At 41.9% G+C, this 11,667-nt stretch carries 7 protein-coding genes; 2 read left to right on the forward strand and 5 right to left on the reverse strand.

Annotated elements, in window-relative coordinates:
- Positions 1-162: 162 nt before the first annotated feature.
- A complete protein-coding gene (locus tag DWW10_RS16360) occupies positions 163-588 on the forward strand; it encodes a DUF3836 domain-containing protein (protein ID WP_118420733.1) in 426 nt (141 codons plus the stop codon).
- Between the two features lie 126 nt (positions 589-714).
- On the opposite strand, the gene DWW10_RS16365 is transcribed toward DWW10_RS16360, so the two are convergent.
- The 4 genes from DWW10_RS16365 to DWW10_RS16380 all read right to left on the reverse strand — a co-directional run bounded on the left by DWW10_RS16365 (position 715) and on the right by DWW10_RS16380 (position 10,557).
- Complete coding sequence (locus tag DWW10_RS16365) at positions 715-2,712, reverse strand: glycoside hydrolase family 127 protein (RefSeq protein ID WP_118420732.1); 1,998 nt, start codon at positions 2,710-2,712, stop codon at positions 715-717.
- 126 nt (positions 2,713-2,838) lie between these two features.
- Entirely contained in the window at positions 2,839-4,479 is a 1,641-nt protein-coding gene (locus tag DWW10_RS16370; protein ID WP_118420807.1) for a RagB/SusD family nutrient uptake outer membrane protein, read from the reverse strand.
- An 18-nt stretch (positions 4,480-4,497) separates the two neighbouring features.
- Positions 4,498-7,503: a SusC/RagA family TonB-linked outer membrane protein gene (locus DWW10_RS16375; RefSeq protein ID WP_118420731.1), complete on the reverse strand. Its 3,006-nt coding sequence runs from the start codon at positions 7,501-7,503 to the stop codon at positions 4,498-4,500.
- 228 nt (positions 7,504-7,731) lie between these two features.
- A complete protein-coding gene (locus DWW10_RS16380) occupies positions 7,732-10,557 on the reverse strand; it encodes a two-component regulator propeller domain-containing protein (protein WP_118420730.1) in 2,826 nt (941 codons plus the stop codon).
- Between the two features lie 24 nt (positions 10,558-10,581).
- Between DWW10_RS16380 and DWW10_RS16385 the strand changes: the two genes are divergently transcribed.
- Entirely contained in the window at positions 10,582-10,773 is a 192-nt protein-coding gene (locus tag DWW10_RS16385; protein ID WP_118420729.1) for a hypothetical protein, read from the forward strand.
- Between the two features lie 82 nt (positions 10,774-10,855).
- Here the strand turns inward: DWW10_RS16385 and DWW10_RS16390 are convergent, their stop codons facing one another.
- Positions 10,856-11,647, reverse strand: coding sequence for a DUF6266 family protein (locus DWW10_RS16390; protein WP_118420728.1), 792 nt, complete (start codon positions 11,645-11,647; stop codon positions 10,856-10,858).
- Positions 11,648-11,667 lie beyond the last annotated feature (20 nt).

Here is an 11,667-nt window from a genome sequence, read left to right on the forward strand (position 1 = left end):
GCGGACACTTGTCCGGAAATGAACATCGCTTAAAATTGAATATTCGTTGATAATCAGTGTTTTATTGTTTTGGCACGCCAATTGACTATATATAGTCGAAGGCGGTTGACAAAGACTTCCTCTCAAACATCAAGAAGTAATAACAATAAAAAAATAACGATTATGAAAACGAACTTAATTTCTAAAGCAGTTGTAATGTTAGCAGTAGTAATGGCCAGTGTAATGAACTTCTCTGCAAGTGCAAGTAATCCTACTCAGTACGTAAAGAACGAAGAGATGACCGGCGAGTTGATGACCGCTAAGACTATTTTTAAGAATGAAGACGGTCACTTGTTCCGCCACCTCCGTTACACCTACACTTATGACAATGAAAACCGTGTAACCAGCAAGGAAGCTTCTAAATGGGATAGTTCAAAAGAGGCTTGGATTCCTTACTTCAAGATGGATGTTTCTTATGCCAACAATGAAGTTGAACTTAGTTATGCCCGTTGGAACTCCAAGAGCAACGCTTACGATAGCAATATCGAAAAGACTGTTTACGAACTGAACGATGCTAATGCTGCTTTGATGCTGGCGAGTACAAAGTAAATATATAAGCAACATCAAAAGCCGGATACAGAGAATTTATTTCTCGAGTATCCGGCTTTTTGTTAAAGTACAAGAATATCTATTACCTTAAGAATGTAATCTAAACTGTGTCAGTAAACAAAAATATTATTTCTTTGCTGGTGTCACTGCACTAACATCTTGTGGTAACCATACAGCCATTTTTCCATCTCCGCGGTGTGACCATGCATAATAAGGAATCAGCGTAAGAGTTACATTAGGGGTTTCTAGTAATCCTTTCTCATTAATGACAAGAGATTGTGCCTGCATTTTTAATTCTTTAATGCCACTCAATATATCCGTTTTGTCCGTTACCTCTATTTCCGGTTTAGCAGGCAATAAAACACTCGATATATCGAAATTATTATCTGGCCACTCGGCACAGTATACGATGGGACCTCTCTCAAACGAAACCCTTCCCTTGTCGTCCTCTATTCTAGGATTAGCTTTTACAACACGGGGTTGCATACCGAAATGAATATCTATTTTATCTCCTTTTTTCCAATTACGTTCAATGCTGAAATACCCGTTTGTCAATTGGCTTTTAACAGATTGACCATTTACTTTTACGCTATACTCTTGCTGTTTATTATCTGCATAGGCGTATAAGTCACTGGGGAGTACCTCGTTCTTTGCCCATCCTGGAATACGGATCATTATATTGAATGGCTTACCGGAAGTTTTTGCTACCTCTACCTGCACTTCGCCATCCCACGGATAATTCGTAGTTTGTTTCAGAGAGATAGTTTTTCCTTCTACTTTCAGGTTTGTCGTATTCGACATGAAGAGATTGACATAAACCTTGTTGTCCTTTATGGCATATATATAGCCGGGAAGCGAAGGAATAAAGCGACTTATGTTGGACGGGCAGCAGGCACAACCAAACCATGGCTGACGGTGACAGGCTCCCTGGCTGAATTTGTATTCTCCATCCGATTCCAAGGGGTTAGGATAAAAGAATGTTCCCCCTTCCATCGAAACGCCAGATATCAATCCGTTATATAATGAGCGTTCCAGTACATCGTAATATTTGGCATCGCCATGCATGAGGAACAACCGATAGTTCCAGTATACGTTGGCAATGGCAGCACATGTTTCGTTATACGCAGTCAGGTTCGGCAACTCGTAATTAGCGCCAAAGGCTTCGCCGTGATGTTTGGCACCGATTCCACCAGTGATATATAGCTTCTTGGAGACTACGTTTTCCCAGATATTATCAATAGCGTGGACATAGTTCGAGTCACCGGTAAGGGCAGCCACATCAGCCATGCCTGAGTACATATAAGCGGCACGTACAGCATGGCCTACTGCTTCATCCTGTTCCACCACCGGTTTGTGTGCCTGGCTGTATTCGTCTTTGCGGGAGGTGTATCCACGTTTATCCAAAAAGAATTTAGCCAGGTCAAGATACTTTCTCTGTCCTGTTACCAGATACAGTTTAGCCAATGCCATTTCAGCAATCTGGTGCCCGGGCACATAAACCTGTTTACCGGGAGCATCGCCTATTTCACGCTCCACGCAATCAGCATATTTAATGGCAATATTCAAAAAGTTCCGTTTCCCTGTGGCTTGATAATGAGCGATGGCGCCCTCAATCATATGCCCCAGGTTGTAAAACTCGTGGCTGAGATCTTCTACTTTCTCCCACCGTTTGCTGCCTGCCCATTCGTGCGGATGCTTGGGGTTCATAGTGCGGGAAGTATAGAGATAACCATCCGGCTCCTGCGCTGCCGCTACAATTACTAATACGCTGTCGATGTACTTTTCCAGTTTCTTATCCGGATAAGTCTGCATAGAGTAACTGGCACCCTCAATGGTTTTGTAAACATCAGTATCGTCAAATGACAATCCTTCTACTTTATAACTATCGCTTGGATTGGCGGCTTTGATAAAATTCTCGTATCGCCCCGTTTCTTCGCATTTACTGAAAGCCAGCGGAATCGTTACTTCGCGATTAGCTTTGAGCCTCTGCCCCCAGAATTTATCGGTTACCTTTACCGAAGTAAAGGGTACGGGAGAAATGGGGTATCCACCCTTGTTGCTTTGTGCACTTCCTTTTCCTATAAAGGAGATGCAACATAAGAAAATAATAATTCTAATTTTCATTTTTCTATATTGTTATTTCTCTATGAAGCAAAACTTTCATTCCTAATTTGTATTTACAGATTAGGGAGAAAGCTTTGCTATAAAACTAATACCTATCTTCTATATACCTTTTTTATCCAATTATTATCAATATTCCGGGTTCTGTTTCAGGTTAGCATTCTTTTCCAGTTGCGTTCTTGGAATAGGCAGAATCGTTCTAAAACTTTCTTTTGATGCATCATGAGAGAACCATGATTTAGTGGTATACGCGTCAAAACGGATCATATCCTGACGGCGGCGAGCTTCCTGGCAAAATTCCCATCCCAGTTCGTCCAGCATGCGGCCATATTGAATGTCATCGCCACCTTCGTGGGTGTGTGCCACTCTGTTATCCCGACGCCCATAATCATAGCAACTACCTTTTTGCAGATCTGCGCCTGTAACAGTGGCTTTATCTTTTGTACCACCTATGGCAAAATCACCTTTAAAGTTTCGGGCACGTACTTCTGTCACGATTTTGGCTGCTTCATCGGCTTGCCCTAAACGTAGCAGACACTCTGCTTTCATCAGCAGCACATCGGCATACCTGAACAGAGGCCAATCATTGCTTTGCTGTTTGCGGGACCCCATTTCTATTTCGAATTTTCCTAAGCGGAATCCGTGTACTTCTTCAGATTCGGCAATGCTGGGTACTTCATTTATATAAGATAGCGGCTTGCCGGAATATGCTCCCATTGTACACTTTAAGAGTTCGCCGGAAGCAGAGTATTGGTCGCCTTTGAACCAATTGTCCTGGTAGCGGGCGTCATCCGTATCGAACGTATTGATGAACTGCGGGGTAGCACAAATACCGCCATAAGGCGCTTCGTTCAAGTTAAATGTGGCCTGATTAGCCGGTTGCAAGCTTTGGATAAAAATTGATGTGATGCCGAAATCATTGATATATTTATTATCAAAAGGAATGGCGAAAATAATCTCTTTGGCATTCTCATTCTTTACGGCAAATACCTCTTTTTGACTGGCATCTAAATCAAAATGACCACTTTCAATAAGCTTGTTACATGCTTCTATACATTCGTTCCACATAGGGGTTCCTGTATATACTCCTGCATTGATATACATCTTGGCCAATAATGCCCAAGCTCCCCATTGGTTGAAACGTCCGTACATAATACCTCCGTTCTGATTGCTTAGAAGAGGCATATTGTCTTTTATCTCTTTGATAATGAAATCAAAAACTTCTTTACGTGTGGATTGTTCCGGAAGAAAACCATCGGGAACATCATACTGTGTGATAATGGGTATATTTCCAAAAAAGTCGCATAACATGTAATAGTATGATGCCCGTAAAATCTTCAATTCGGCAATAATAGATTCTTTACCTTCGGTTACAGGAACGCTACCCGATTCTATCTGATAGATCACTCGGTTACAGTTGTTTATTCCGGCATAAAATGTATTCCAGTTATTATCCGCATGAGGATCTTCCTCCGTCCACTTATGTTCGTGCAGAATCCGGTATTTACCACCATCAACCCAACCATTGGGGCGGGCGGGAATAATAGATTCATCTGTTGTCAGTTCCATAATCCGGATGTAATTGTCCCAACTGAACAGGCAATCGCGCCAGTTTCCGTATGCAGTTCCCACAAGTGAGGAAAGGTCTTCGGCAGTAGGTTCGAAATCTTCGGAAATAATCAAGGAATAACTTTTGTCTTCCAGCTTGGTACATCCTACGGTCAGTATGGACAGTACGGCGATTATATAATAGGTTATTTTCTTTTTCATCTTACTATTCATTAAAGGTTAAAATACAATATTGGTTCCAATGGTAAAGGTACGTGTGGTAGGATACTTGTCTCTATCATCGTTTCCAGGAGACAGTCCCACTCTATTCACTTCCGGGTCTATGCCTTTATAGCCGGTCAGGGTTAAGGCATTTGAACAGGAGCCGTATACTCTGATGGATTTAATGAAACGCGTACCTGTCTTTTTGAAATTATAGCCCACTGTAATGTTATCAATTTTCCAGAAGTCTCCATTTTCTATATAATAACTGTTGAGCTCCAATGGCATTTCCTTGCTCAGCACCGCTTTTCCAAAAACTTTATCTTTGGAAGATTTCAAACGGTTATAGTTCATGATGCCTGTATTTTCATAATACATTCGTTGGAAATTGAGAATCTGATAATCGAAAGCACCTCGCATGGTGATTCCCAAATCCCAGTTCTTATACCTTAAGTTGTTGTTCCATCCGGCATAATATTTCGGCAATCCGTTTCCGAGTACGTGCTTATTATCATTGTTTCGCATACCTACGAAGTCGTCATAACCCACGCGATTACCTTCGCCATCCAGGTATATCCATTTTCCGTTTTCATCCACATCCACGACTTTATATCCGAAGAAGTTTCCAATTTTACCCCCAATCTCTATGCGGTGTGTACTGGTTTGTATGGGGTCGCCTGTCCATCCGTCATAAATGTAATTGGATGACACTTCATAGAGGTCATTCGATAAACTGACTAATTTGTCGTTGTTGGTGGAGAAGTTAATGCTTGTACTCCATGTAAAGTTTTTAGTCTGTACCGGAACTAAATTGACTAATATTTCAAGACCCCGATTGCGTAGTTTGCCCACATTTGCCATGGTGGTATTGACTAAATTCGGGGGAACCGGAACAGAGAAATTATAGAGCAGGTCTTTTATTTCTCTATTATAATAATCCACAGAACCACTGATGCGATGATTCAATACGCTGAAATCAAGACCTACGTTCCATTCGTGCTTTTCTTCCCACTTCAAGTTCGGATTCGGGTTTCTGGAAGGAACAAGGGTACGTACCCATTTCCCATCGGAAAGAAAATATCCGCTATATGATAAGGTCGATTTTCCTAAAAACGAATCCTTGGGCTGGCTTCCGGTGACTCCGTAACCAATACGCAATTTTAAGTCGTCAAAAATATTCAGCGATTTAATGAAACTTTCCTCGCTCAGCCTCCAACCAAACGACACGGAAGGGAATAATCCCCATTCGTTGTCTGTACCTACCAGTTGGCTCGCTCCCTCGTAGCGCAGACTACCCATAAACAGATAACGGTCTTTGAAAGAGTAGGTAGCGCGACCAAAGAATCCGATCAGGTTTGTTTTTCCTTTATTGCTCGATAAGGAACTTAGTTTGTTGGCCAATCCTTCACCCAGTTGAATTTGTGAATAACCAAAGATGTCTGTCGGGAAGTCCTGGTTTTGTACCCAGAAGTTGAACCATTGGTTACTGGAATAACTGTATCCGCCCAATAAAGAGAAGTTGTGCGCCCCGATCTTTTTTTGGTATTGGGCAGTCAGTTCCATCAGTAAATCTTTTGTTGAATCTTGCCCGTTTGATGCGAAGCCGTTTTTAGAGTCACGGATATTCGATATATGATTTTTGGTTTCGGCATAACCGCGTGTCTGATTATACTTGCTGAATGAGAACAAACCTGTCAGCGTGAGGTCCGAAATAGGAGTGTACGTAATATTTGCATTTAATCGGGAAAACTGTTGTTCGTTTTCTCCATCGCTCTCCTGTATCCGGGCCACGGGATTTTCGTATTGAAATAATCCTGTTTCTTCGTACCATGCTCCATTGTCGGATTTAACAGGTGCAGTAGGATTCATGATTTGAGCTTGACGGTAAACGAACCCATTAAAACTGGTTCCGTCACCTGTGGTTGAATACTTGTTTTGAGTATTAAGAATCTCGAAACTGGCAGTTAGTTTATCATCAAACATTTTATGGTTCACTTTAGCCCGTACATTCAATCTTTGATTATCTGATTTTTTAAAGATTCCTTGTGCCTGGCGGAAGTTGACGTTCAATAGGTAATTCGTCGTGCGGTTTCCACCGGTAAAACTCAAATTATGCACATGGCTGATTGGGGTTCGTGTGATCTGATCCAGCCAGTCGGTATCCTGCCCTTTATCCCAGCTGGTATCTCTGAAGCCATCTGCAATTTGCTGCCGGTAATCGCTCGCTGTAAGCATATCCATTTTACTGGCAATTGTCTGGGTATATACATAAGCATTATATTCTACCTTGTTGAAGTTGGATTCATTTGCGCGTTTCGTGGTGATGATGATAACTCCATTTGTTCCACGTGTTCCGTAAATGGCAGCGGCAGAGCCGTCTTTCAGCACATCAATACTTTCAATATCCTCGGGAGATACCATTCCGAAGTCACCGGGAACCCCATCGATAATAACGAGTGGATTGGTATTCGAGCCGTTGATGGTAGAACGTCCGCGTAACAGCATTTGGGTGCTTGCCGTGGGGTCACCGGAAGTTAATGAAATGCTCAATCCGGCAACTTTTCCCTGTATCAACTGGCCTATATCCTGTGACATACCTTTATTGAATGACTCGGCTTTGACGGATGCAACCGAACTTGTAACATCGCCTTTACGTTGTACTCCATAGCCGATAACGACTATTTCATCCAGCATTTTGGAATCTTCAACCATTACTACTTTTAGTGGGGAGGTACCATTAGCGGAAACTTCCTGTGGTACGTAGCCTACATAGCTGATGAGTAGTGTTGCAGTGGGCGAGGTGACATTTAAAGAGAAATTGCCGTTGAAGTCTGTTATGACTCCGTTAGAGGTGCCTTTTTCGATAACACTTGCTCCGATAACAGGTTCTCCCTGTGGGTCGTTAATGTTTCCTTTTACAACCGTTTGTGCGTGGGCGGCCATTGAAATGCCGGCAAACAGCACCAGGATAAAGAGTTGGGTAAATACAGTTTTTCCCCCAAGTCCGATTCTTAAATGTTTCATGAATAATTAGGATTAAGATTAATACATACAGGCAACCCATTTGTGTGCATTTCAATTTATGACTATGAATGAATGACTTAATTAGTGCCTGTTTTTTACATTCACAAAGAAAAGTCAGAAGCGAGAAAGTCAATGGTGGTATTTTCTGCATAAAGTGGGTACAAATGCAACAGGGGGCATTTTGTTCAAATACCCCCTGCTGTATGTTTAAAATGCCCCTATGGTATATTACGATGGTTTGTTCTTTTTCTGAAATTCGCTGGGAGTCATTCCGAAAGCATCTTTGAAGGTCGTTGTAAAATGTTTATGGTCGCTATATCCCAACGCAATAATTACTTCGGAAACCGTTATATTCGGGTTTTGGAGCATGATGCATGCATGCTTCATTTTAATGCTGCGGATAAATTCCAATGCGGTTTGCCCGGTAATGGCTTTCAGCTTGCGTGAAAATGTAGCACGGGTAATATTTAGTTGCCCGGCCAGTTTGGATACATCGAAACCGGGGTCTCCTAAGTTAGCCTCCACTACTTCTAATGCTCTTAGTATGAGTTGTTCGTCCTGAGATAGCGTCTTCAGGTGATTTATTTCAATGTCGGGCGTTTTTTGGGAAGGCTCTGCATATAGCATTTTCACCTCAGTTACCTGTTCGAACATTTTTCTATTGTTACCCCGTTTTACTTTTTGCAGGTAAAGATAGAGCATATTCCAAGCAAAGCCGGCGAAGATGAGGAAATAGATAGTATAGGCCCACCAGGTTTCATACCAGGCCGGCAGTTTGTAGATGGTGATTGTTGCCACCTGATTACTCCACAGACCGTTTTCGTCGGTTGCTTTTACTTGCAAGATGTGTTTTCCTTTATCCAGACGGTTATAAAATGCTGTATTCTTTCCGTTTGTCGGATAATTCCAGTCATCATCTACTCCTGATAGTTTGTAGGCATATCTGATCTGAGAAGCATTCCAATAGTCAAGGGTCGAGAAACAGATTTGGATATTATAACCATCCGCTCCGATTTCGACGTCTCTACCATCCGACAGGGGATAGTGTTCATCGAAAAGCAAAGACTCATCACCTACTTTTATATTGGTAATAATCGGTTTTACCGGTTTAGGTATGCTTTCGAGTCTGTTACTCGCCTGGATCGAAATAAAGCCCGGAATACCGCCAAAGTACATCGTATTATCGGCTGCTTTATAAGCTGCACGAGGTAGAAAACGGTCTAATAAGAATGATTTCCGGGGAGCAGTATAATTGAAGAATACGTTGTTTCGCGGATTAAATTCTTTCACCTGCTGATTCGTTAAAATCCATACATGATTAAAGGAATCTACCAGAATCATTTCCAGTACATCGCCCTTCATATCACATAGCTGGCTGTAGTCTGTATAGCCGTTTTCTGCCAAGGGGTCCAGGCATAATATTTCACTGGAAAAGGTTCCAATCCATAATTTACCATCAGAGGTGGCATCTATGCAAGACAGATCTTTATCGTTCGGAAAGAATTGAGTGGTTTTGTTTTTTTCTATTTTGTACACGCCTTTTCTACTTACACAGGCCCACACGGCCCCATCGGTTGTTTCGGTAATTCCCCCGACATTCCCTTTGATGGCATCCAGCATTTCAAGCCGTTTGTTTTCTGGGTCGTAAACAAACAGACCGGTCGTGGTCCCCATCCAAAGATTTCCTGTTGCATCTTCGTAAATTGTTTCGAGCGTACCGGGGTTGTCTGTAATGGTTCTCAAGTGAATCGCTTCCTCCATGTTCATCGATAAATTGACTTGTGTAACTCCATATACCCTATTGTCTTCAGTCATGGCCCATATTTTCCCTTTCTTCTTTGACTTTATGAGGTAAGGTATGACTTGTAAGGGGTGATTTTGGGTACCTTTACAATCATTGTAATGTACTATTATATCCCGGTCGGGAGAATATAGGCATATTCCATATCGATCTTGTGATAGCCAGAAAATATTATCATCATCTTTGCAAAGGGATACTATGGCCGGATTTCCGTTAATTCTTCGCTGTAAAGCGGGTATTTTATACTCGCTGATATAGCTATCCTGAAGATTGATGATAAAGCTCTTCTGGTCATAAGCGGCTACCCACAGGTTTTTATCTTGATCCTTTATGACCTCACTCAGCATCTTATTTTCCTGTGGCAGGAAAGAGGAAGTATCTACCTGTTCCAACAAGCCTTGCGAATTCATTCTAAATGCCAAAAGATTATTTAGTGTAGTTACCCAAATATAGCTATAGACATCATCTTGCACCATGTTGAGCACATAGTCATCCATATCATTCTGCTGCCTATGCGTAGCTGGCTGAAAGGTGTACATGGAATCTTTACCTGCCTTGGGATCAAAACGTTTTATACCGTCCCCCCATGTGCCTACCCAATAATATTTCAGGCTTTTGTCCTGAATGATAAAGTTTTCGTATGCAGTTTCCTGTTGAGAGAAGCTTTCTATTTCGTGGCTTTCTTTGTGCAATTTATGTAGGCCCGCACCTCCGATACAGATCCATATCTGATGCTCTTTATCTTCATAAAAGAAATCAACTCTGCCATATCCTTTATCTATGGGATATGACGTTTTCAGGGTTCCATCCGGTGAAAACTGATATAGCTTGTTGGAAACTCCTACCCACATATTTCCATCGGACGTAGAGTTTATAGTGATTATCTTTTCATCCTTTATATCGGGAAAGTTTAGTGGATGAATACGAAAGGTGGCCTTGTCGAGTATATAAACTCCTTTACCGGTCCCCAGCCAAAGCCGGTTTTGCATATCTTCAGCTATGGTCCATATCAGATTACTTTGCATCACTTGGCGGGTGTGCAAGTCGGAACGGAATATCTGAACACTGTATCCGTCATCCCGGCATAAGCCGTCGGAAGTGCCGTACCAGATATATCCTTCTTTATCTTGAAAGATACGATGTACAGAATGTATCGGCAATTGAGGTAGTTGAGGCAAATCCATTATCTGCTGAGCGAAAACGAATAATGGAAATAGAATGGCACAAAGGGCTGTGATATATCTGTTTTTCATAGTCTGTATTCTTTAGAATATGCTTTGGATTTAGAAGAAACAAAGTGGAAAGTTATCAAGAAAATCTTGAACTCGCAAGAAAGAAAACGAAAATATGATTTACGTACCTACCGGAACTTCAAGAGTAATGCTTCCGGTAGTAATATCCAAAAGAGCGTTTGCGAACTGAATGATAGCAATGCTGCCTTGATGTTGGCGAGTACAAAGTTGACATAAAAACAATGCCAAAAGCCGGATGTGGAGAGTCTGTGTCTCTGGTATCCGAGGTTTTTTGTTGTTAAAGCGTGAGAATATCCTGTTAGGTTTCGCACCTGTATGTCTGCAGGTTATCGTAAGGAGCAGGAGATGAATGTATCGTTATATGCGATTGAAACTTTATTTTTTGTGTAAGTAGCTTTTTTTCGTGTACTGCATCGGTAATTTCCATTGGTGTTTCTTCTTTATTTTCAAGTGTTTCATAGATTGAGATTGGTAAGCAGACACTATTGGATACACAGTTTCCGTCGGCACTACAAAAGCTAAGGTAGGCAATCAGTTCATCGTTCTGCCAGTCAGCTGGAAGTTGCAGCACGGCGTGACAACCGGAACGTAGGGCGGCTTCCGTATCGTAAACGGCTGTTTCTTTATTTTTGTTATACACCAGTAGCATGGCTATATCCGTATCTTCTGCATTTCCCATTCCGCTATTGTCCTGCCAATTAAAGTATATTTTATCCTCATTCTGTGTGGTCGTTCCCTCGAATATGGGCATTAGGGTTCCCATAGAAACCAATGCCCGGTTGAAGTCAATCGAGATTTCTTTTCCGTTACCCGTCACGGCTCTTTTCAGTGTATAGGACATGGCAGCATTGAATGCGGACTTTTCCTGTGTAAATTCCTTATAGCCGATACGAATAAAAGGCTTCATGGTTTTCAGGAAACTGAATGCCGTGGCAAACTTACCTCTCTGTTCCTGCTGTTTCAGTGTGCGCGGATTGCTGACTTTGGCCGCCCGTGCACGTATGTAGTATTTTGATTTCCAGTGAAACCCTACTACCGGTCCCACTTTGCCGGAGAAGCCTCCGAGTATGCCTTGATTTATAATTCCCATGATGTCGCATTTTGAATTGG

The sequence above is a fragment of the Bacteroides intestinalis genome, from assembly GCF_003464595.1.
Classification (GTDB): domain Bacteria; phylum Bacteroidota; class Bacteroidia; order Bacteroidales; family Bacteroidaceae; genus Bacteroides; species Bacteroides intestinalis_A.

Excerpts from the sequence above, each read along its gene's own strand:
- DWW10_RS16370 (WP_118420807.1), bottom strand. The coding sequence starts at position 4,479 with ATGAAAAAGAAAATAACCTATTATATAATCGCCGTACTGTCCATACTG.
- DWW10_RS16375 (WP_118420731.1), bottom strand. The coding sequence starts at position 7,503 with ATGAAACATTTAAGAATCGGACTTGGGGGAAAAACTGTATTTACCCAA.
- DWW10_RS16380 (WP_118420730.1), bottom strand. The coding sequence starts at position 10,557 with ATGAAAAACAGATATATCACAGCCCTTTGTGCCATTCTATTTCCATTA.
- DWW10_RS16390 (WP_118420728.1), bottom strand. The coding sequence starts at position 11,647 with ATGGGAATTATAAATCAAGGCATACTCGGAGGCTTCTCCGGCAAAGTG.
- DWW10_RS16365 (WP_118420732.1), bottom strand. The coding sequence starts at position 2,712 with ATGAAAATTAGAATTATTATTTTCTTATGTTGCATCTCCTTTATAGGA.
- DWW10_RS16360 (WP_118420733.1), top strand. The coding sequence starts at position 163 with ATGAAAACGAACTTAATTTCTAAAGCAGTTGTAATGTTAGCAGTAGTA.